The 19,985-nt window shown below is 64.2% G+C and carries 16 protein-coding genes; 5 read left to right on the top strand and 11 right to left on the bottom strand.

Going from position 1 to position 19,985, the window contains the following annotated elements:
* The first annotated feature begins 56 nt into the window (after positions 1 to 56).
* On the top strand, positions 57 to 677 hold the full coding sequence (locus GYB81_RS00970) for a TetR family transcriptional regulator (protein ID WP_161864902.1): 621 nt from the start codon (positions 57 to 59) through the stop codon (positions 675 to 677).
* A 12-nt stretch (positions 678 to 689) separates the two neighbouring features.
* Here the strand turns inward: GYB81_RS00970 and GYB81_RS00965 are convergent, their stop codons facing one another.
* Entirely contained in the window at positions 690 to 887 is a 198-nt protein-coding gene (locus GYB81_RS00965; protein ID WP_161864901.1) for a heavy-metal-associated domain-containing protein, read from the bottom strand.
* A gap of 111 nt (positions 888 to 998) precedes the next feature.
* Between GYB81_RS00965 and GYB81_RS00960 the strand changes: the two genes are divergently transcribed.
* The 3 genes from GYB81_RS00960 to cueR all read left to right on the top strand — a co-directional run bounded on the left by GYB81_RS00960 (position 999) and on the right by cueR (position 4,272).
* Positions 999 to 1,391, top strand: a complete 393-nt coding sequence (locus GYB81_RS00960) for a hypothetical protein (protein WP_161864900.1) — start codon at positions 999 to 1,001, stop codon at positions 1,389 to 1,391.
* A gap of 83 nt (positions 1,392 to 1,474) precedes the next feature.
* Complete coding sequence (locus tag GYB81_RS00955; protein WP_161864899.1) at positions 1,475 to 3,844, top strand: heavy metal translocating P-type ATPase; 2,370 nt, start codon at positions 1,475 to 1,477, stop codon at positions 3,842 to 3,844.
* Positions 3,841 to 4,272 carry a Cu(I)-responsive transcriptional regulator gene (gene cueR / locus GYB81_RS00950; RefSeq protein ID WP_161864898.1) on the top strand — a complete coding sequence of 144 codons (432 nt, stop codon included), beginning with the start codon at positions 3,841 to 3,843 and terminating at the stop codon, positions 4,270 to 4,272. The genes GYB81_RS00955 and cueR overlap by 4 nt, the downstream gene beginning before the upstream one ends.
* 86 nt (positions 4,273 to 4,358) lie before the next feature.
* On the opposite strand, the gene GYB81_RS00945 is transcribed toward cueR, so the two are convergent.
* Together GYB81_RS00945 and GYB81_RS00940 are read right to left on the bottom strand one after the other, a co-directional pair.
* Entirely contained in the window at positions 4,359 to 5,246 is an 888-nt protein-coding gene (locus GYB81_RS00945; RefSeq protein ID WP_161864897.1) for a PA4780 family RIO1-like protein kinase, read from the bottom strand.
* A 424-nt stretch (positions 5,247 to 5,670) separates the two neighbouring features.
* Positions 5,671 to 6,414 carry a 5-oxoprolinase subunit PxpA gene (locus tag GYB81_RS00940; RefSeq protein WP_161864896.1) on the bottom strand — a complete coding sequence of 248 codons (744 nt, stop codon included), beginning with the start codon at positions 6,412 to 6,414 and terminating at the stop codon, positions 5,671 to 5,673.
* 229 nt (positions 6,415 to 6,643) lie between these two features.
* Here GYB81_RS00940 and GYB81_RS00935 point away from each other — a divergent pair, with 229 nt between their 5' ends.
* Complete coding sequence (locus tag GYB81_RS00935; protein WP_161864895.1) at positions 6,644 to 8,872, top strand: TonB-dependent receptor domain-containing protein; 2,229 nt, start codon at positions 6,644 to 6,646, stop codon at positions 8,870 to 8,872.
* Positions 8,873 to 8,950: 78 nt separating this feature from the next.
* Here GYB81_RS00935 and GYB81_RS00930 read toward each other — a convergent pair whose 3' ends face one another.
* The 8 genes from GYB81_RS00930 to GYB81_RS00895 form a co-directional block, all read right to left on the bottom strand.
* The gene (locus tag GYB81_RS00930) at positions 8,951 to 11,149 is read right to left on the bottom strand and encodes a TonB-dependent receptor (RefSeq protein WP_161864894.1); all 2,199 of its coding nucleotides are present in this window, start codon (positions 11,147 to 11,149) and stop codon (positions 8,951 to 8,953) included.
* A gap of 286 nt (positions 11,150 to 11,435) precedes the next feature.
* On the bottom strand, positions 11,436 to 12,545 hold the full coding sequence (locus GYB81_RS00925; protein ID WP_161864893.1) for an alpha-hydroxy acid oxidase: 1,110 nt from the start codon (positions 12,543 to 12,545) through the stop codon (positions 11,436 to 11,438).
* A gap of 20 nt (positions 12,546 to 12,565) precedes the next feature.
* Positions 12,566 to 13,234: a Fe2+-dependent dioxygenase gene (locus tag GYB81_RS00920; RefSeq protein ID WP_161864892.1), complete on the bottom strand. Its 669-nt coding sequence runs from the start codon at positions 13,232 to 13,234 to the stop codon at positions 12,566 to 12,568.
* Between the two features lie 121 nt (positions 13,235 to 13,355).
* On the bottom strand, positions 13,356 to 14,519 hold the full coding sequence (locus GYB81_RS00915; protein WP_161864891.1) for a type III PLP-dependent enzyme: 1,164 nt from the start codon (positions 14,517 to 14,519) through the stop codon (positions 13,356 to 13,358).
* Positions 14,520 to 15,011: 492 nt separating this feature from the next.
* Positions 15,012 to 15,815: an ABC transporter ATP-binding protein gene (locus GYB81_RS00910; RefSeq protein ID WP_161864890.1), complete on the bottom strand. Its 804-nt coding sequence runs from the start codon at positions 15,813 to 15,815 to the stop codon at positions 15,012 to 15,014.
* Positions 15,812 to 16,858 (bottom strand): FecCD family ABC transporter permease, encoded by a 1,047-nt coding sequence (locus GYB81_RS00905; protein WP_233787458.1) that lies wholly within the window; start codon positions 16,856 to 16,858, stop codon positions 15,812 to 15,814. Before GYB81_RS00905 ends, GYB81_RS00910 begins: the two co-directional genes overlap by 4 nt.
* Positions 16,855 to 17,958 (bottom strand): ABC transporter substrate-binding protein, encoded by a 1,104-nt coding sequence (locus GYB81_RS00900; RefSeq protein WP_161864889.1) that lies wholly within the window; start codon positions 17,956 to 17,958, stop codon positions 16,855 to 16,857. The genes GYB81_RS00905 and GYB81_RS00900 overlap by 4 nt, the downstream gene beginning before the upstream one ends.
* On the bottom strand, positions 17,958 to 19,907 hold the full coding sequence (locus GYB81_RS00895; protein ID WP_161864888.1) for a TonB-dependent receptor domain-containing protein: 1,950 nt from the start codon (positions 19,905 to 19,907) through the stop codon (positions 17,958 to 17,960). The genes GYB81_RS00900 and GYB81_RS00895 overlap by 1 nt, the downstream gene beginning before the upstream one ends.
* Positions 19,908 to 19,985: the final 78 nt, after the last annotated feature.

The raw sequence follows: 19,985 nt of genomic DNA, 5'->3' as shown, positions 1-19,985 counted from the left end.
CCAGCAGGTGGGCATAATCGGTACAATCGAGCCTAGCTCCAATTACCCGGATCGCCATGCGTAGAACCAAAGAAGATGCGGAGAAAACCCGCTGCGCCATCCTCGCCGCTGCGGAACAGTTGTTTCTCGAGCGAGGGGTCGCCCATACCAGCCTGGAGCACATCGCCCGGCATGCCGGGGTGACCCGCGGGGCGGTCTATTGGCACTTCCAGAACAAGGCCCATCTGTTCCACGAAATGCTCAATCAGGTGCGTCTGCCGCTGGAACCGCTGGCTCAGCAACTGGCTGCCGTCGACGGTCTGTCATCGCTGCAGTTGCTGCGCGATCTGTGCATCGAGGCCATGGCCAATCTGGTGCTGGATGAACAGCGTCGGCGTATCCTCACCGTACTGCTGCGCCGCTGCGAATTCACCGAAGAGCTGCGTGAGGCCGAAGAGCGCCACGAAACCTTCGTCAATCAGTTCATCGACCTGTGCCAGCAGCAGTTCGCCCTGCCGACGGTGCAACCGCATCTGCAGCCCGGCATCACTCCGCGCCTGGCCTCACGCACGCTGCACGCGCTGATCGTCGGCCTGTTCAGCGACTGGCTGCGCGACCCGAATCTGTTCGACGCCCAGACCGACACCCCGGCGATGGTCGACAGTTGCTTCCGCGGCCTGCTGCGGCAGTGGCCTTAGCAGGCCCGAGCTCTACGCGGGGCCAACCTCGTAACCCTCTTCAGCAATGGCGGCCTGTATCTGCGCCGCGTCCAGGCTACCCTCCACACGCACAAGTCCCGCGGCCAGATCGACTTCGACCCTGGCCACAGGATCCAGCGCCTGGATCGCCTGAGTGATGGCCCGCACGCAATGACCGCACGACATTCCGCTAACCTTGAACTGTTGCATCTGCTGACTCCTTGAAGCGATTGGCGATGGGTGTAGTCTCGACCTTGCCACGATGGCAAGGTCAAGCCTTTGTCATTTCATTCGCCGCACTCCCATACGAGGATCATCACCATGCGTATGCCCTGCTGCGCCATCGCCCTGCTGCTGGCGCCTCTGGCACTGGCAGAACCACTGGCACCGCTGCCTTCGACGACACAGGGCGAGGGGTACGCGGTGCTGATCGTTTCGCGCGAGCGGCTGGAAGTGGCGACCACCTGCGAAGTCGCGCTGTATCTGCATGACCAACTGGCCGCGCGCTTGTATCAGGGCCAGTCGGTATCCTTCAACCTGCCACCGGGTAAGGTCGCGTTACGCCTCGGCCTGACCGGCAGCGGCCCGTGTCAGGACGGCATTACCCAATTGAGCGGGCAATCGCTGGAGCTGGCGGCCGGCGAAGTGCGCCGCTACCGCATTGCCATGGGCAGTGACGGCCTGCGACTGCATGCCGCGCCTGCGTTGAACTGAAGGCTTGACCTTGCCATGGGGTCAAGGTTGATCCTGTAGCCACGCCCAGGCTTTTCTAACGGCCTGCTACAGGGAGCCGAACCATGACCACTTTCGACCTGCCAATCCAGGGCATGACCTGCGCCAGTTGCGCCGGGCGCGTCGAACGCGCCTTGCGCAAGTTGCCGCAGGTGAGCAGCGCCAGCGTCAACCTGGCCAACGAGCAGGCGCGCATCGAAGCGCCCGCTGGCAGCCTGCCGCAGCTGATCAGCGCCATCGAGGGCGCCGGTTACGATGTGCCCAGCCAGCCTTTGGAGCTGAGCATCGAGGGCATGACCTGCGCCAGTTGCGTCGGTCGTATCGAGCGCGCCCTGAACAAGCTTCCGGGCGTCAGCCAGGTGGCCGTCAACCTCGCCGACGAGAAGGCGCGCCTGCAGGTACTCGCCGGTTTCGACCCACAGTTGGCGGTGAAGGCTGCCGAGGCCGCCGGCTATAACGCGCAACTGCTTGGCGAGCGTCCGGCCACCGATCAGGCCCGGCGCCGCCTGCGGCGTGAGCGTCTGACCCTGCTGGCCGCCATCGCCCTGACCCTGCCGCTGGTGCTGCCGATGCTGGTCGAACCCTTCGGCCTGCACTGGATGCTGCCGGCCTGGGTGCAATGGCTGCTGGCCACACCGGTGCAGTTCATTTTCGGCGCGCGCTTCTACCGCGCGGCCTGGCAGGCACTGAAGGCGCGTGCCGGCAACATGGATCAACTGGTGGCCATCGGCACCAGCGCCGGTTACGGTCTGAGTCTGTATCAGTGGGCCGTGACGCCGGCCGGACAGATGCCGCACCTGTACTTCGAAGCCTCGGCGGTGATCATCAGCCTGATCCTGCTCGGCAAATATCTGGAAAGCCGCGCCAAGCGTCAGACCGCCAGCGCCATTCGCGCGTTGCAGGCCTTGCGTCCGGACCACGCGGTGCGCCTCGTGGACGGGAGTGAGGAGCGCGTCGGCATCGACGCCTTGGCGCTGGGCGACCGTATCCTGGTCAAGCCGGGCGAGCGCTTCCCGGTCGACGGCCAGGTACTGGAGGGCCACAGTCATGCGGACGAGGCGCTGATCAGCGGCGAGAGCCTGCCGGTGGCCAAGCAGCCGGGCGACAAGGTCACCGCTGGCGCCATCAACGGCGAAGGCCGCCTGCTGGTGGAGACCACGGCCCTGGGAGCGGAAACCGTGCTGTCGCGCATCATCCGCCTGGTCGAGGATGCGCAAGCTGCCAAGGCGCCGATCCAGAAGCTGGTGGACAAGGTCAGCCAGGTGTTCGTCCCCACGGTGCTGCTGGTCGCCCTGGCCACGCTGCTGGGTTGGCTGGCGCTCGGCGCATCACTGGAAAACGCCCTACTAAACGCCGTCGCCGTACTGGTGATCGCCTGCCCCTGCGCCCTCGGCCTGGCCACGCCGACCGCGATCATGGCCGGCACCGGCGTCGCCGCGCGCCACGGCATCCTGATCAAGGATGCCGAAGCACTGGAGGTGGCGCACGCCGTGCAGCACATCGCCTTCGACAAGACCGGCACCCTTACCGAAGGCAAACCGCGCATCGTCCATATCGGCCTGGGCGAGGCCAACGAGGACGAATTGCTGCGCCTGGCCGGCGGCCTGCAGCAGGGCAGCGAACACCCACTGGCCAAGGCCGTGCTGCAGCGCTGCGCCGAACAGCACATTGCCCTGCCGGCGCTAAGTGAGAGCCGGGCGCTGGCCGGTCGCGGCATCGCCGGCGAAGTCGAGGGCCGCTCCCTGCAACTGGGCAGCAGTCGCCTGCTGCAAGAAAACCATCTGCAGGCAGGTGCCCTGGCCGAATCGGCGCAAGCCTGGGAAGCGCAGGGGCGCACCCTGTCCTGGCTGATCGAGACCGGCAACGCCCCTCGCCTGCTCGGCCTGCTGGCCTTCGGTGACCAACTCAAGGACGGCGCTGCCGAGGCCATCGCCGAACTGCGTGCACAAGGCATCACCAGCCACCTGATCAGCGGCGACAACCAGGGCAGTGTCGCGGCAGTCGCCAGCGCTCTGGGCATCGACCCACCGCACGCCCAGGTGCTGCCGGCGGACAAGGCGCGCCTGGTTGGCGAACTGCGCCAGCAGGGGACCGTGGCCATGGTAGGCGACGGCATCAACGATGCGCCGGCGCTGGCCGCGGCGGATGTCGGCATTGCCATGGGCGGCGGCACCGATGCCGCCATGCATGCAGCCGGCATCACCCTGATGCGCGGCGACCCACGCCTGGTGCCGGCCGCGCTGGACATCAGCCGGCGCACCTACGCCAAGATCCGCCAGAACCTGTTCTGGGCCTTCATCTACAACCTGATCGGCATCCCGCTGGCCGCCGCCGGCCTGCTCAACCCCATGTTCGCCGGCGCCGCCATGGCGCTGTCCAGCGTCAGTGTGGTGAGCAATGCACTGCTGCTCAATCGCTGGAGACCACGCGCATGAACATCGGCCAAGCCGCCAAGCACACCGGCCTGAGTGCCAAGATGATTCGCTACTACGAGTCCATCGACCTGCTGCCCCATGCCGGGCGCACGGAGAGTGGCTACCGGCAGTACAGCGCGTCGGATCTGCACCGCCTGGCATTCATCAAGCGGGCGCGGGATCTGGGGTTTTCTCTGGAAGAAGTCGGCAAGCTGCTGGCGCTGTGGCAGGACAAGCAGCGCGCCAGTGCCGATGTGAAGGCGCTGGCCGAAGAGCATATCGCCACACTGTCGCGCAAGATTGCCGAGATGACGGCCTTGCGCGACACGCTGGTGGAGCTGGCGAACAGTTGCCAGGGTAACGACCGGCCGGACTGCCCGATATTGAAGGGGATCGAGGAGGGCGTGAGCTGCGGCGCATCGAAATGCGCGCACGGGGACACCTTGTAGCCCGGATGCAATCCTGGGAAGGCTGCGAATACCGCCCCGGATTTCATCCGGGGCTACGGCAAGGCGCAGCCCCCGATAACCGCAGCTCAACGCATCCAGGGCGGTATCGGTTCGGCGTCCTTGGGCTCATCTTCGGCGTTGCGTAGCGCCTGTTTTTTCGCCTCTTCGGCCAGCGCGGCCTTGATCTCGCGCATCACCGCGTCGATATCGGCAGCGTCCTCAGGCTCGGCGAACTCACCGGTCAACTGAGAATCGGGCTGCAGCTTGCCGGCCTCATAGAGCGCCCACATTTCCTTGGCGTACTTGGTGTACTTCAGCTCGGGGGCGAACTGGCCGAAGTACTCGGCCATGTTGCGCACGTCGCGTTCGAGCATGCTGAAGGCATGGTTGTTCGCCGCCGCGTCCACCGCCTGCGGCAGGTCGATGATCACCGGACCTTCGGGGCCGAGCAGCACGTTGAATTCCGACAAGTCGCCGTGCACCAGGCCGGCGCAGAGCATCTTGACGATTTCCTGGATCATGAAGGCGTGGAACTCGCGGGCGTCGTCCGGATGCAGGTCGACGTCATTGAGCCGTGGCGCTACATCGCCCTCGCCGTCGCCGACCAGCTCCATCAGCAGCACGCCATCGAGAAAGTCGTAGGGTTTGGGCACTCGCACGCCGGCATTGGCCAGGCGGAACAGCGCAGCGACTTCGGCGTTCTGCCAGGCCTGCTCCTGTTCCTTGCGCCCGTACTTGCTGCCCTTGGCCATGGCCCGCGCCTGGCGGCTGCCCCGTACTTTTCGTCCTTCCTGATACTCCGATGCCTGGCGGAAGCTGCGCTTGTTGGCTTCCTTGTAGACCTTGGCGCAGCGCAACTCGTCGCCACACCGCACCACATACACGGCTGCCTCCTTGCCGCTCATCAGCGGTCGCAGCACCTCGTCCACCAGGCCGTCCTCGACCAGGGGTTCAATACGTTTGGGCGTCTTCATTGGTGCGGATCACGGGTCCTTTCTGACGGAGAGACTGGTTGCCGACCATCCTCGCACAGCTAGGAACCTGTTCAAAGGTTCGCGAGCCGGAGCCAGGCCAGACAAGGCTGAAGATATGAAGTTTACGGCTTGCCAATGCACATCTGAGCGCCATCTCAACAGCAGGGCCTGGGCTCAGCCTGCTTGGCCGTTCATCATCATGCGCTGCCCGGATGCCCCTTGAGGGCCTCGATGGCGTAGCGCACCTTGGCCGGTTACCCATCGCACCCGACAGGCTCCGGTCGCCAAGCCGGCGACAGCATCAGGAACTCGCCGCGCACCAGCAGCTCGCGGATTTTCGACTCGGGTGCCATGACGCCGCCGCGCCTGCCCGGGTGACCTGCCGCGCGGCCATCTGACCCGGCGCTGACGACCCGCTAACGCCTCAGAGCGCGTCCAGGCGGGCGCGCAAACGGCGCAGCACCGCCAACGACTCCGGGTTGTCACCGTGCACGCACAGACTGTCGGCCCGCAGGCGTAGCGGCTTGCCGTCGATATCGGCAAAGGCTTCGCCATTGGCGATCGCCAGCGCCTGCGTCAGGATGCGCTCGGGATCGTGGTGCACCGCGCCACCAAGCCGGCGCGGTGCCAGCTGGCCATCGGAGAGGTAGGCTCGGTCGGCAAAAGCTTCGAACATCAGCGGCACGTCGGCCTCATCGGCCAGGCGCAGCTCCCGACCGTTGTCGGCCAGCGCCAACACCATCAGCGGCAGGCCCTTGCGGTAGCTGGAGCAGGCATCGAGCACCGCCGCCAGTAGCGCATCGTCACGCACCAGATCGTTGTACAGCGCGCCATGTGGCTTGACGTAGGCCAACTGGCAGCCAGCCGCGCGGCAAAAGGCATCCAGAGCCCCGATCTGATACAGCACCAAGGCGCGTACTTCTTCCGGCGAACACTGCATGTGACGCCTGCCAAAGCCCTGCAGATCCGGATAGGACGGATGCGCGCCGATGCTCACGCCGTGCTGCACCGCGAGCACGACACTGCGCGCCATGATCAGCGGATCACCGGCATGGAAGCCACAGGCCAGGTTGGCCTGGTCGATCAGTGGCATGGCCAGTTGGTCGTCGCCCATGCGCCAGGCGCCGAAGCCTTCGCCCATGTCGCAATTGAGAAGAATACGGTTCATGTCGGCAGCTTAGAGCGCCCGGGATGCACGCGTAAAGCGTGTCGGTGCATTCAAGAACAGATCGCATTTACAAAATTTACACCTGCCTGCAGCCCAGCCACAGCGGCCCTCTCAGCCCAACTCAATAGTCATCGACATCACCCGCAATTGAACCTTATATGCAAATCACTATCATCCCGGCCGTTCTTAACCGTTCCGACTGCACCCTCATAACGCCAGGAGTAGATCGATGTCCGCCCTCAATTCCCGTACCGCCCTGGCCAGCGCCATTGCGCTGGCCGCAAGCTTTGGCGCCCAGGCTAACGAGCCCATCGCCCTGGGCGACGTGGTTGTCAGTGCTTCCGGCTTCGAGCAGAAGATCACCGAAGCCCCCGCCAGCATCAGCGTGATCAGCCGCGAGGAGTTGCAGCAGAAGCGTTACAGTAACCTGGCCCAGGCTCTGGAGGACGTGGAAGGCGTCGATGTACGTCAAGGTACCGGCAAAACGGGTGGCCTGAACATCAGCATCCGTGGTCTGCCCAGTGAATACACCCTGATCCTTATCGATGGTCGCCGGCAGAACAATGCAGGGGACGTGACCCCCAACGGCTTCAACGAAACCGCAACCAGCTTCATCCCACCGCTATCGGCCATCGAGAGAATCGAGGTGATCCGCGGCCCGATGTCGACGCTCTACGGCTCTGATGCCATGGGTGGTGTCGTCAACATCATTACCAAAAAAGTCGCTAAGGAATGGGGTGCATCGGTCACTCTGGACCACACATTCCAGGAACATCGCGACTACGGCGAAACTTCCAATACCAGTTTCTACACCAGCGGCCCGCTGATTCAGGATCTGCTTGGCTTGTCGATGCGCGGCAGCCTCTACGATCGCGAGGCCTCGGACCTGCAGTTTGCCAATGGCTCCACGGTCAGCAGGCGCGGCGCCTCTCCGGTGGAAGGCCGCAACAATAACCTCGGCGCACGTCTGACCCTCACGCCCAACGAAGATCACGATTTCTCGCTCGATTTCGAACGTGGTCGCCAGGTCTACAACAACGACGAGTGTCAGTTGGGCAATCTCGATGGACGTGCCAGCGGCTCTGACAGCGCAGGCTGCGGCGCCCCTTCCAGCCGAGCGTCCGGTTACAAGGACGAACTTCGCTTCGAGCGGGATCAGTTCGCACTGAGCCATACGGCTCGGCTCGGCTTCGGCACCGTGGACAGCAGCCTGACCCACAAGACCACCGAGACAATCGGTCGGACCATCCCCGGGAGCGTCATCGGCAATGCCTACGTCGGGTTCCCGTCGATCATCGCCGGGGATGACCGCAAGCTCAAATCGACGGACCTGATTCTGGATACCAAACTGGTCGCCCCGATTGGCGCAACCCATATCACCACTGTCGGCGCCCAATATGCCGACTCCAAGGTCGAAGACGGCCTGGCAACCGAAGAATTCAAACAGAAGTCATGGGCCGTATTCGCCGAGAACGAGTGGCGCATGCGCGACGATCTGGCCCTGACGCTGGGTGCACGTTATGAAGATCATGAGGCGTTTGGCGGCCACGTCAGCCCACGTGCATACCTCGTCTGGAACACCACGGAAAACTGGACCCTCAAGGGTGGCGTCAGTCGCGGCTACAAAACCCCGACGCTCAATCAGTTGCATGACGGCATCAACGGTGTGACCAATCAGGGTGACGTCATTACCATCGGCAGCCCCAACCTGAAACCCGAAATCACGACCAATACCGAATTCGGCGTCTACTACGACAGTTTCAACGGCTTCAACGCCAACGCCACGCTGTTCCATAACAAGTTCAAGGACAAGATCGATACCGGCACGCCGCTGGCCAACTGTTTTGCCGCAGGCAATCCCAATCAGCCGGGCTGCGTCAGCTATGGCGCAGGTTTTACTCAACCGAACTTTGCCCAGAACACCAACATCGGCGAGGCGCTCACGCAGGGTCTGGAACTGGCGGGGCGCTGGGAATTCGCCCCTGCCTGGGCCATCTCGGCCAACTACACCTATACCGACAGCGAGCAACAGAGCGGCGCGAACAAGGGCGCCCCGCTGACCAACACGCCCAAACACATGGCCCATGCGCGTTTGAGCTGGAACACCACTGACCGCCTGACCCTGTGGTTCAAAGGCGAATACCGTGGCGAACGTGCGCGCTTTACCGATCGCTATGCCAACCTGTCGGCAGCCGATAAAGCTGTCGAGGATCAGGTCGGCGATCTCAAGGCCTACGAAGTTTTCCACCTGGGCGGTTCGTTCAAGGCCTCGGAAAACGTCACCCTGAACGCCACGATCTACAACCTGTTCGACAAGGACTTCACCAAAGGTCGCTACTACACGACCAACACGGGCACAACGGGTTGGGCGTCGGACTACATTCAGACCTTCCGCTCCACCGACGGTACGATCGAAGAAGGTCGCCGTCTCTGGCTGTCGGCCGTGATCGAATTCTGACTCACGCCGCCCCATGCAAAACGCCAGCCCCAGGGCTGGCGTTCTGCATTGCGGACTACGGAATCAAGCGGTGATTGCTCAGAAGCTGTAGGTCGCAGAGAGGATGGCCGAGCGACCATCGCCGTATTCGATAGCCGAAGACCGGTTGTCGGCACCGGGCGTCTGGCGCACGCGCTCGACGTAGTCCTCATCGAACAGGTTGTTGAGGTTCAGCTGCAGATCGAGATTGTCGCTGACCTGGTAGCCGACCATGGCGTTGTGCAGCCAGTAGGCGTCGAGCTTGGCGCCGCCACTGGAGCTGACGTTGCGTTCGCTGACATAGCGCGCACCATAGCCGAGACTCCAGCCGGCCGGCAGTTGATAGGAGGTCCACAGGTTGAACGAACGTGGCGGAGTATTGGCCAGGGCCTGACCTTCGCGCGCGATACCGGCAGCGGTGTCGGATGCCTTGAGCGTTTCGCTGCTGAGCACCGTGTAGTTGGCGAATACATCCCAGCGCTCGGTTATGTGACCGGTCATACCCAGTTCGATACCGTCAACGCGCTGCTCGCCGGCAAGCTGGGTACTGCCGTCAAGCATGGTTTCACGGGCGTTGGTCTTTTCCACACGGAAGATCGCCGCATCCAGCTCCAGGCGACGGTCGAGCAGCTCCCACTTGGTCCCCAGCTCCCAGGTCTTGTTCTTCTCCGGCGCCAGATCGGCCGTCGCGGCCGAAACGCCACCGCCAGTCGTCACCAGGTTCTCGGCCGAGGGGTTGAAGGAGGTACCGTAGGCCACGTAGATCCGGCCATTGTCAGCGGGTTTGTAGACCAGCCCAACGCGCCCGCTGAGTTCCTCATCGCGTGTGTCCAGCTTGGTCAGGGTACCGGCCGGCAGTGCGGTGCTCTTGTAGTCACCCTCCACCCAGTCGTAGCGCAGCCCCAGGCTCAGGTCCCAGTCCGGACTCAGGGCGATGGTGTCAAAAACGTACACGGCCTGATTGTCGAGACGGGTCGAGGTGTCGGCTGTCAGGGTCTTGTTCGCCGCTCCGTTCCAGTAGCCCGGCGGATTACCCAGCGGGTAGCCGTCGGCTGGATAACCGCCCAGGCCGTGGTTGTAGACCAGCAGGTCGTAATTCTCCCGGGAGATTTCCACACCAGTGGCCAGGCTGTGCAGCAGGCCGAAGGTTTCGAAGTCGGCGCGCAGGTTGGTCTGGTTGATCAGCATCTCGCTGTTCACGTCACGCCCATAGGCCTGCGGCCCGGCAGGCAGGTAATTGCCAGCCGGCACACCGGTGATGTTGACGTGGGAGGCGGAAACCACCGTATTGCGGTCGATCTGACTGTAGCGGGTGAGGTTTTGCAGGCTCAGGCTGTCGTTGAAGCTGTGCTCCAGCTTGACGGTGAAGGAGTCGGTCCGGATGTCGTCCTTGTCCAGGTTCTTCCAGCCGAAGTAAGCCTCGCGATCAACGCCGGCGATCTTCTTGCCATCGCGCGCCGGTACACCATAGTCCGGCAGGATGTCGTCGGTCTGATGGAAGTAGCTGAAGGTCAGGCGGGTGTCTTCGCTCAGCCCCAGAGCCAGCGATGGCGCGATACCCCAGCGCTTGCGGTCGATTTCGTCACGACCCGGTACGTCGTTTTCGTGGGCCATCAGGTTCAGGCGAAAGGCGCTGTCGGTACCGATGTCGTCGAGGGTCTGGTTACTGTCCAGCGTCAGTCGATGATAGTTGTCGGTGCCCAGGCCGGCGCCGATGCGGGTGAAGTCGCGCTGCACCGGCGCCTTGGTCACCTGATTGATGCTGCCGCCCGTAGTGCCGCTGCCGCCGAACACCGAGTTCGGCCCCTTGATGACCTCAACGGACTCGATGTTGAAGGTGTCGGTACGGTTGGTTTGCGCGCTGTCACGCAGGCCGTCGATCTGCATGTTGGCGTTGGCGCTGAAGCCACGGATGTTGATGCTGTCACCGGAACCACCGCCGCCCTCCCCGGCGGTAAAGGTGATACCGGAGACGTTCGACAGCACCTGGCGCAGGCTCAGCGCCTGCTGCTCGGCGATTACCTTCTGCGGTACCACGGTCACGGTCTGCGGGGTGTCCAGCAGCGGCGCGGTGTATTTGACCGAGGACGCCGACTCGGTCTTGTAATCCCCGTCACGTTCCCCCTTGACGGTGACACTGTCGAGCTTGACCGAATTGTCGGCCAGGGCCGGCAGGGTCAGCGTGGCGATGGCCAGGCCGACGGCGGTGGCAAGCAGGCGCTTGGCAGGCAGAGCATGCAGATTGTTCTTGGCACTCATCGAGAATACGTACTCTTGATTATTGATAATTATTTATATTCGATCGCGCACCAACTCCCTTACGAATCCGCGCGCCGACGCCCAGCCGGCAGACCTGCACGAGGCCAGCAGCTAAAAGCGAACGTATATTATTTGTAAATAATTCAAAGTCAAATAAGAAGCACTCTTGAATGCATTCTTATTTAGCGATTGCTCGTGCGCGTCGCGCAGCCAGCTTTTCGCGCCGCCGCGCCATCCACGCAGAGGTACCAACCCCCTGCCGAATAGGCTCTGCGCAGGTGCCCGCTCAGAGACGGGACGGGGTGAAGATCAGCTGAGGGCCGATACTGGCGAGGTCCTTGCAGCCAGTCAGTGCCATGGCGACTTCCAGCTCGGCGCGCAGAATCTGCAGCACATGCGCCACCCCCAGAGCACCGGCCGTGGCCAGGGCGAAGACACAGGGCCGGCCCACCAGCACGGCATTGGCACCCAGCGCCAGCGCCTTGAGGACATCGGTGCCACGCCGCACGCCGCCGTCGAGCAGCAGAGGAATGCGGCCCTGCACCACTGCCGCCACCTCCGGCAGTGCATCGATGGTCGCCGGCAGGCTGTCGAGGGTACGTCCGCCATGATTGGAGACGATCAGCCCGTCGACGCCGGCTGCCAGCGCCTGCTCGGCATCAGCGGCGCCCAGAATCCCCTTGAGCAGAATCGGCAGGCGGGTCTGCTCTCGCAGCCAGGCCAGGTCGCGCCAGGTTGGCGCCGCCGCCAGCAACGGACCGCCGAGCAGCAGACTGTCGCCAGGCGGAGCGCCACCGGGCTGCGGGCGCATGCCCCGTAAATTGACCGCCTCGATACCGGGCGGCAGAACGAAACCTGCGCGCTGCTCGCGGTTGCGAATGCCGCTCACCGGCGCATCCACGGTGACCACCAGAGCGCGGTAGCCGGCCGCCTCGGCCCGACGGATCAGCGTTACGGTGAAGTCGCGATCGGCCTGGATATACAGCTGAAACCAAAGCGGCGCCTGCGCCTGTGCAGCGATGGCCTCCAGTTCGACGCTGGCCTGGGTGCTGACCAGCATGCCGGCTCCCATGGCACCGGCGCCCAGCACGCATGCCAGTTCGCCGTCCGGGTGAGCGAGCTGCTGGTAGGCCACCGGCGCGACGAAGATCGGGTGAGCAAAGTCATCGCCGAACAGCCGCAGGCGCGTGTGTCCACCCTGCAGGTCCTGCAGGACCCGGCTGCGCAGGCGCAAGCGGTCGAAGGCCTGGCGGTTGTCCTGCAGGGTCAGCTCATCGGCTGCGCCTCCGGCCAGATAAGCCCAGGCCTGCTCGCCGAGGCGCTCGCGAGCATGGACGCTGTAGTCGGCCACGCAAGCAATGTCGGCAGGTATCTGTGCCAGCGGGGGCAGGCTCATGCGGGGCTCTCCAGATGCGTTCAGGTCTGCGACCACTGCCGCAGCAGGTTGTGGTAGATGCCGGTCAGCCGCAGCAGTTCGGCGCTGTCCGGTACCTGCTGACGCAGCGCCTGGATGCTGTCATCGAGCTCCAGCAGAACGGTGCGCTGATCATCCTGACGCACCAGGCTCTGCACCCAGAAGAACGAGGCCAGACGGACACCCCGCGTCACCGGTTCGACGCGATGCAGGCAGCCACTGGAATAAAGCACCATGTGCCCGGCCGGCAGTTTGATGCGCCGGTCCTGCATCACCAGTTCACCGCCGTCGTATTCGTGCGGTTCACTGAAGAACAGGGTGGCCGAGAGGTCCGCGCGAATACGATGCGCAGTGCCCGGTACGCTGAAGATGGCATTGTCGATGTGATCGCCGTATTGGCCGCCGCCGACATACCGGTTGAAACGCGGCGGCACCACCTTGAGCGGCAGCGCGGCAGCCATGAACCGCGGATGGCGGCTAAGACAGTCGAGCAGAAAGTCGCCGAGCTGGGTCACCAGTGGATCGTCCTGCGCCAGTTGCTGATTGCTCTTGGCCTGTATCGCCTGATGCCCGGCACTGATTCGCCCGTCCTGCCAGTTTGCCGCTTCGAGCGCGGCACGGTACTGACGCAACTGCTCGGCGTCGAGCACGTCAGGGATGATCAGCAGCATGCGCCCTCTCCACAGGTGTAAGGTGATAATGATTCTAAATAGCTTGCACAACAAACAACAGCCACGGCGGCATAAATGAAAACGCCCACACAGGGTGGGCGCATTCAGTTTGCGTGGGGCCTTACAGGTAGTAGGACTTCAGCGGCGGGAAGCCGTTGAACTCCACCGCGCTGTAACTGGTGGTGTAGGCGCCGGTGGACAGCCAGTACAGGCGGTCGCCGCTGGCCAGGTTCAGTGGCAGGCCGTACTTGTAGTGCTCGTACATGATGTCAGCGCTGTCGCAGGTCGGACCGGCGATCACCACCTCTTCCATCTCGCCCTTCTTCTCGGTCCAGATGGGGAACTTGATCGACTCGTCCATGGTTTCGATCAGGCCGCTGAACTTGCCGACGTCGGCATACACCCAGCGCTCCACGGCGGTGCGCGACTTGCGCGCCACCAGCACCACTTCCGATACCAGCACGCCGGCATTAGCGATCAGCGAGCGGCCCGGCTCGAGGATGATTTCCGGCAGTTCGTCACCGAAGTCTTCCTTGAGGAAGCGGGTGATTTCCTCGGCATAGGTTTCCAGGTCGTTGGTGCGCTGGATGTAGTTGGCCGGGAAGCCGCCGCCCATGTTGATCATCTGCAGGGTGATGCCGTCCTCCTCGCGCAGGCGCTCGAAGATCACCTTGACCTTGGCGATGGCGGCGTCCCACACGTCGATATCGCGCTGCTGACTGCCGACGTGGAAGGAGATGCCATAAGGCACCAGGCCCAGTTGCTTGGCCAGGATCAGCAGATCCAGGGCCATGTCCGGCTGGCAACCGAACTTGCGCGACAGCGGCCAGTCGGCGCTGGTCGAGCCTTCGGTGAGGATGCGCACGTAAACCTTGGAGCCCGGAGCAGCCTTGGCGATATTGCGCAGATCGGCTTCGGAGTCGGTGGCGAACAGGCGCACGCCCTTTTCATAGAAGTAGCGAATGTCCCGCGCCTTCTTGATGGTGTTGCCGTAGCTGATGCGCTCGGGGCCGACGCCGGCGCTCATGACTTTGTCCAGCTCGTAGATCGAGGCGATGTCGAAGCTCGAACCCTTGTCGCGCAGCAGCTCGATGATCTCGATGGCCGGGTTGGCCTTGACCGCGTAGTAGACCTTGGCGAACGGGAAGCAGTTGCCCAGCTGGTCGTAAGCATCGGCAATGATCTGCCGGTCGATCACCACGAAGGGGGTTTCGTGCTGATCAGCGAATGCCTTCATGCGCTGGAAAGTGGCGGGTGCGTAGTAGTCTTCGACCTTGATCGACATGCTGGGACTCCAATGGCAAAACCGGGAACACATTGATTCGGGCAGCAGAACCGCTTGCAGGTTCCACTACGTGTCGGGGCTGGCCGCGCCATGCGCGAGCCTGAACGTCTGACAGTTTCCCCACTTTGGTTCGCCTACTTCCCAAGGCATGTCGCCGAGCATCACCGGTACCGACCATCAGCCGGCCGGCAACCTCTCGTCGTCAGTACTTGAGCCGGATGGATCGTTTCCAGCATGGACGTTCGGGCGCGGACTTTAAGACCATGCGCCACGCAGATCAACCGGAAATTCTGCCTAATTTCATCTCGTTCCGGATATCACACAAAACGTTCTGAAATGCTGAACAGGCGGGGCTTTCAGCCAGTTTGGCGCAGCTGTGTTTCAGTGCCGTTGCAGCAGACATTCGTGCTCTTTCCAGCGCGCCTCGCTGCTGTGCAAAAAGTGCCTGCACGAGCGCCCTGGCAGGCGCAGCGCCAGGGCGCGGTGAACGAACTACGGCCGTTCGGCATGATTGAATGATTGCGTGAGCAGAGGACGGTCGGCCAACACCAGTGCCTGACCGAGAGAGCAATGCTCGATACGCGCCTCGATGCCGTAGGCACGGCGCAACCAGGCAGTGTCGAGCACCTGATCCGCAGCGCCGAAGCGGTAAGCCCCTCCCGGCGCCAGCAGCAGTAGATGAGTACAGAAACGCAGCGCCAGATTGAGGTCATGGCAGGCCACCAGGGCGATCGCCTGCTCGTTACGGCAACGTTCGGCGACGCAGTCGAGCACGCGCAGCTGCCAGTGCAGATCGAGCGCGCTGGTGGGCTCGTCGAGTAGCAGCAGCTGCGGCTCACCGACCAGCGCCTGCGCCAGGCCAAGCAATTGCCGCTGCCCGCCCGACAGGCGATCCATGCGCTGCAAAGCCAGGCGCTCGATACCCAGGCGCTGCAGGATGGCTTCAACCCGCGCCGTCAGCTCACGCGATGCAAGCTGCGGACAACGCGCACGCGCCGCCGCCAGCAGGCTTTCGTAGGCCAGCAGCGACACCGCCTGTGGCAGTTGTTGTGGCAGGTACGCCACCTTCGCCTGCTGGCGCCAGGGTGGCATACCGCTCAAGGTCGCTTTCCCCAACCGCGCCCTTCCCTGACAAACCTGCAAGCCGGCAATCGCACGCAGCAGCGAGGATTTGCCAACGCCATTGGGCCCGAGCACGCCGACCAGGCTGCCGGCCTCCACGGCAGGCAGGGTCAGCTCCTGCAGGATGCTGCGCGCGCCATAGCTCAGTCCCAGCCCTTCGATCAGCAGGCTCATAGGCTGCGCCCCCGCGCCAGGATCAGGCCGATAAACAGCGGTACGCCGACCACGGCAGTGACCAGCCCCACCGGCAGGATCACCCCGGGCAGCAGCGCGCGGCTGGCCAGCGAGGCCAGCGACAGCAGCAAGGCACCAGCCAGGGCACTGCCGGGCAGGTAGAAACGGTGATCCTCGCCCAGCAGCAGGCGCGCCACGTGCGGCCCGACCAGGCCGATGAAGCCGACCTCGCCGACGAAGGCCGTGGCCACGCCGGTTAGCAGGCTGACCCGCAGCAGCACGAAGGTGCGCAGGCGACCGACACGAATGCCCAGGCTGCGCGCCTGCTCCTCGCCACCGCGCAGGCTGGTCATGGCCCAGGCCTGGCGCATAGCCAGGGTCAGGCACAGGGCAAGCACCGCAGCCACCAGCGCCACCCGCTGCAGGTCGGCACGCGCCAGACTGCCCAGTGTCCAGAACACGATTTGCTGCAGCGCATCGGCATCGGCGAGAAACTGCAGCAGCCCGACCAGCGCATTGAGCCCGAACAGCAGGGCGATGCCGAACAGCACCAAAGTGTGCAGCGCCTCGCCCAGCACCCGCGCTACCAGAAGCAGCAGCAGGCAGGAGATGAAGGCGCAGACGAATGCCGCCAGTGGCAGCAGCAGATCGGCGCCAAGCCCGGCCAGATTGGGCCGCAGCAGGATTACCAGCGCCGCGCCGAGGGTCGCTGCCGCGCCGACGCCCAAGGTAAAGGGGCTGGCCAGGGGGTTGTTGAGCGCCGTCTGCATCTCCGCACCAGCCAGACCCAGGCTGGCGCCAACCACCAGCGCCATCAGCGCATAGGGCACACGAATCTCCAGGATGATCACCGCCTGCGCGGCATCCAGATGCTGTGGCTGCAACAGGCCGCGCGCCACGTCCCACCAACTCAGGCCAGCCGGGCCGGTGGCCAGATCGGCGATGAAACAGGCCAGCAGCAACACCGCCAGCACGCCCAGGCATGCCCAGCGCCGCAGCACGGCACGCCGATAACCGAGGCGCAACACCTGCTGCGCGCTCACAGGCTGATCCAGTATTGACCGTCCAGCTTCACCGGCTGGAACTCAAGGTAGAAACGCTCCAGGGTGCGCTGCGGATCGAGGTCGGCGAAGGCTTCGGGGTGCAACCACTTGGCGAATACCTGCACCGCCACCACGTTGAACGGGCTGTTGTAGAAGCCATGCCAGATGGCATGTGCCCTGCCCTCGCGCACGGCGTCCAGATGCTGCAGGCCGCCACGCCCGAGCAGGCGCCTGAGCGAGGCCTGCGCCGCATCCGCCGCCACGCCCGGCCCCAGGGCGATGTAGGGCGCACCCTCGGCCAGGCTGTCGGCCGATCCCACAGCGCTGGCGATATACAGCTCGGGCGGCTGGCTAAGCAGCAGCTCCAGACTGATAGTTCCGGCATGTCCGGGCAGCCGCTCGCGCGCGACATTGTCGCCGCCGGCCTCGGCCAGCAGATCGGCGAACATACCGCGTGCCATGCTTTCACAGCAGCCGTCGCCAAGGCCGGCGCGGCTGTGCAGAAACACCTTGGGCGCGGCGCCTTGCGGCAAGCGTTCACGCACCGCGGCCAGCGCCTCGGCATGCGCCGCGTTGAAGGCATCGGCACGTGCCTCACGGCCCAGGGCCTGGCCGAGCAGGGTCATGCTGCGCGGCGTATTGACCAATGGCTGCTCGCGGAAATCGACGAACAGCACCGCCACTCCGGCGCGCTGCAACTGCTCGATCAGCCGGCCCTGGGTGCTGTCCGGGCCATGTCCGGAGAGGCTGAAGATGGCCAGGTCCGGGCGCAAGGTCAGCACCTGTTCCAGACTGAAGCTGTCGGCCGCGCCCTGGCCGATGCGCGGCACCCTGGCCAGCGCGGCAAAGGCCTGCTGGTATTGCCGCGCACTGCCGGGATCGACCAGCGCCAGATCGGCCGGCATGCCCACCAGACGATCCAGCAACTGTTCGCCTTCGAGAATGGCCAGCACCGGCAGCAGTCGGCCCTCGCCCAGCACGATGCGCTGGACCTTCTCGGGCACGGAAACCTGGCGCCCGGCCAGATCGGTCAGCACCTGCGCCTGTACCGGGGCCAGCAGCGCCAACCCCAGCAATACCCCAACGATTGCCCGGCTCATCAGATACGCAGCGCCACGCCCAGACGCAGCTCACGCCCCGGCTCGTAGGAGCCGCGAACGCCTTCGTAGCCTGGAATGTGCTCGAAGTCCTCGTTGCTGGCGTGATCCAGGTATTGCTTGTCCAGCAGGTTCTTCAGCGTCAGGGTCAGGGTCAGGCGCTCGGGCATGGCCTGCCATTCGGCATACAGGTCATGCACGCCGTAGCCCGGCTTGGAGACATCGCCGACGCCGGTGTGCAGGGTGTCGATGCCGCGTACGAAGCGGCCCTGCCAGCCGAGGCTGAGGCTGTCGCTGGCACGGTAGTCGGCGAAGGTGGTCCAGGTGTCGCCGAGGCTGGTGCCCAGGCCGTTGTATTCGTAGACGTTGAGGCGCTCGCCATCCAGGCGCGCGTCGTTGCGGTGGTAGCTCAGGCCCAGACTGAGCTGCTGCCAGTGGTAGGCAGTGCTGAGCAGCACACCCTTGCTCTTCAGGTCACCGACGTTCAGGTACAGGTTGGGCCGGCCGATGGGATCGGCGATGGCGTCCTCGATGCGGGTGATATAGGCCTTGCCGTTCAGCTCCCAGCCGCCGTTGCGGTAGTCGAAGCCGATCTCGTCGGTGCGCGCCTTTTCCGCCTTCAGATCCGGGTCATTGCCGGAGCTGTCCATCTTGAACGCATCGCGCACCTGCGGCCCGCGCAGCGCCCGCGCCTGGCCGGCGAAGACCGCCAGCTCAGGGGTCAGCTGGTAGCGCAGGCCCAGGTTGGGGCTGATGCCGTCCTCGGTGAAGGTCTGCTTGTCGCGGTCATCGAGCTTGTAGCGGTCGTAGCGCAGGCCGGCGTCAAGCTGTAGGCGCGAGGTGATCTGGTAGCGGTCCTGCAGATAGAGACCGAGCACTTCGCCGTCCTCATGGTCCAGCTGGCGATTGCCGGCCGGGCCGAGGGTGGCACGGTCATCGCGCAAGTCCACGCCATAGGTCAGCTGATGCGCGCCGATGCGGCTGGTGTTGCGCAGGTCGAAACCGGTGCTGCGGGTATCGCCGAAGTACAGACCGAAGCGGCCGTCCTGCTCCAGTTCGTTGGTGGTGTGGTAGGTGGTCAGCTCGACATCCAGCAGGTCGTTGTTCACCGGCTGCCAGGCGTAGTTGAGGGTCCAGGTCTCGCGTTCGGTGCTCAGCGGATACAGACGATTGAAGCTGCTCGGGATCCATTGCGGGCGCTGGCTGCGCTCACCTTCGTCGATGCGCTTCTCGTAGCTCAGGCGCAGCGTCTGCTCGTCGCTGAGCTTGCCCACCAGCTTGGCGAAGCCGAGCTTCTGCCGCGCTGCGGTACCGAGCACGTCGTCGTTGTGACCGTCCTCGTAATCGTTCTGGTCCTGGTAAGTAGTCATGGCCAGCGCCGACCAGTTCTGATTGAAGCGGCCGAACACGCTGGCACTGCTCTTGTAACCTTCGCCATTGCTGAAATAGCCGGTCTTGAGCAGCGCACCGAGCTGCTCGCCTTCGCGCAGCAGGTCGTCCGGGTCCTTGGTGACGAAGCGAACCGCGCCGCCCAGCGCGCCCGGCCCGGCCGTGGCGTCACCGGTACCGGCCTGTACCTCGGCGCGCTTGAGCAGTTCCGGCTCGATGCCGATGCGGCCGGTGTGGTGGAAGGTCTGCCCTGGCTGGCTGGCGCCGTCGATGCTGATGTTCAGCAGGGTGTCTTCCAGACCGCGCAGGTAGAGTTTCTGCGCCACGCCGGGGCCGCCGCCCACGGATACCTCGGGGTTGGATTCGAACACTTCCTGCAGGTCGCTGGCCTGGTAGCGCTGCAGCTGCTCGGCCTCGACGCTCTCGTTGCGGTCGATGGCTGCCGCGGTGATCTCCTGCGCCTGCAGTTCCAGCGCGGCATCGGCGCCGTGCGCCTGCGTGGCGAGCAGACTACCGAAGGTAATGGCGCCGAGCAGACTCAGGCGATAAGGGCAGTGCGGCATGATCGATCCTCCCCAGGAAAGATGTGAATATTTCGCATTTGCGAATTCTCATCACAACCCCTCGGGCAGGGAATCACT

It is taken from the genome of Pseudomonas yangonensis, assembly GCF_009932725.1.
Taxonomy (GTDB): Bacteria; Pseudomonadota; Gammaproteobacteria; order Pseudomonadales; family Pseudomonadaceae; genus Aquipseudomonas; species Aquipseudomonas yangonensis.
The sequence above is the reverse complement of the archived record's forward strand: the minus strand, read 5'-3'. Positions and strand labels throughout refer to the sequence as shown.

What these genes read in the sequence shown, in the direction of transcription:
- GYB81_RS00960 (WP_161864900.1), top strand. Translation starts at nt 999, where the DNA reads ATGCGTATGCCCTGCTGCGCCATCGCCCTGCTGCTGGCGCCTCTGGCA.
- GYB81_RS00895 (WP_161864888.1), bottom strand. Translation starts at nt 19,907, where the DNA reads ATGCCGCACTGCCCTTATCGCCTGAGTCTGCTCGGCGCCATTACCTTC.
- cueR (WP_161864898.1), top strand. Translation starts at nt 3,841, where the DNA reads ATGAACATCGGCCAAGCCGCCAAGCACACCGGCCTGAGTGCCAAGATG.
- GYB81_RS00920 (WP_161864892.1), bottom strand. Translation starts at nt 13,234, where the DNA reads ATGCTGCTGATCATCCCTGACGTGCTCGACGCCGAGCAGTTGCGTCAG.
- GYB81_RS00965 (WP_161864901.1), bottom strand. Translation starts at nt 887, where the DNA reads ATGCAACAGTTCAAGGTTAGCGGAATGTCGTGCGGTCATTGCGTGCGG.
- GYB81_RS00970 (WP_161864902.1), top strand. Translation starts at nt 57, where the DNA reads ATGCGTAGAACCAAAGAAGATGCGGAGAAAACCCGCTGCGCCATCCTC.
- GYB81_RS00955 (WP_161864899.1), top strand. Translation starts at nt 1,475, where the DNA reads ATGACCACTTTCGACCTGCCAATCCAGGGCATGACCTGCGCCAGTTGC.
- GYB81_RS00925 (WP_161864893.1), bottom strand. Translation starts at nt 12,545, where the DNA reads ATGAGCCTGCCCCCGCTGGCACAGATACCTGCCGACATTGCTTGCGTG.
- GYB81_RS00945 (WP_161864897.1), bottom strand. Translation starts at nt 5,246, where the DNA reads ATGAAGACGCCCAAACGTATTGAACCCCTGGTCGAGGACGGCCTGGTG.
- GYB81_RS00935 (WP_161864895.1), top strand. Translation starts at nt 6,644, where the DNA reads ATGTCCGCCCTCAATTCCCGTACCGCCCTGGCCAGCGCCATTGCGCTG.
- GYB81_RS00915 (WP_161864891.1), bottom strand. Translation starts at nt 14,519, where the DNA reads ATGTCGATCAAGGTCGAAGACTACTACGCACCCGCCACTTTCCAGCGC.
- GYB81_RS00940 (WP_161864896.1), bottom strand. Translation starts at nt 6,414, where the DNA reads ATGAACCGTATTCTTCTCAATTGCGACATGGGCGAAGGCTTCGGCGCC.
- GYB81_RS00930 (WP_161864894.1), bottom strand. Translation starts at nt 11,149, where the DNA reads ATGAGTGCCAAGAACAATCTGCATGCTCTGCCTGCCAAGCGCCTGCTT.
- GYB81_RS00900 (WP_161864889.1), bottom strand. Translation starts at nt 17,958, where the DNA reads ATGAGCCGGGCAATCGTTGGGGTATTGCTGGGGTTGGCGCTGCTGGCC.
- GYB81_RS00910 (WP_161864890.1), bottom strand. Translation starts at nt 15,815, where the DNA reads ATGAGCCTGCTGATCGAAGGGCTGGGACTGAGCTATGGCGCGCGCAGC.